Origin of the sequence: Prevotella sp. P5-50 (assembly GCF_002251295.1) — a bacterium.
Taxonomy (GTDB): domain Bacteria; phylum Bacteroidota; class Bacteroidia; order Bacteroidales; family Bacteroidaceae; genus Prevotella.
Window position 1 is genome coordinate 1 of sequence record NZ_NPJA01000026.1, and the last position, 564, is coordinate 564.

Consider the following 564-nt stretch of genomic DNA (forward strand, 5'->3'; position numbering starts at 1 on the left):
GCACCTGAAGTCCGTGACCGCAAGGGTCGGCCTAGGGTGAAACCGGTGATTGGGGCTAAGTCGTAACAAGGTAGCCGTACCGGAAGGTGCGGCTGGAACACCTCCTTTCTGGAGACGGATCTTAGATGATTAAGGTAGTTTCAAAAGAATGGGATGAAGCATTGGTTTGTTCAGACACTCCTTCGGCTTCTTGTACTAACGAATCTGTTTTCTCGAATAGAGAATCGAAGGAAGCTGAGGATACAGTACTGTTCCAAAGCATCTTGAACGAAGTCCTATAGCTCAGTTGGTTAGAGCGCCACACTGATAATGTGGAGGTCGGCAGTTCAAGTCTGCCTGGGACTACGATGCAAGAGACTTCAATTCCCGACCGGGGGATTAGCTCAGCTGGCTAGAGCACCTGCTTTGCAAGCAGGGGGTCAACGGTTCGAATCCGTTATTCTCCACTTGTCCTTGAAATAGAGGAAAGAGATCTTTGACATATTGACACAAGCAAGACTGTAGATTAGATAATAAATCAGAAATCAACAGCTGAAAGTATGAGCACTTATGCATACGGCCGCC

2 tRNA genes and 1 rRNA gene are annotated in these 564 nt (G+C 47.7%); all 3 read left to right on the forward strand.

What is annotated here, in order from left to right:
* Nucleotides 1–108: ribosomal RNA gene (locus CIK88_RS06775) — 16S ribosomal RNA — on the forward strand; the annotation flags it as partial.
* Between the two features lie 163 nt (nucleotides 109–271).
* Nucleotides 272–345: transfer RNA gene (locus tag CIK88_RS06780), tRNA-Ile, on the forward strand.
* Between the two features lie 27 nt (nucleotides 346–372).
* A tRNA-Ala gene (locus CIK88_RS06785) sits at nucleotides 373–446 on the forward strand.
* Nucleotides 447–564: the final 118 nt, after the last annotated feature.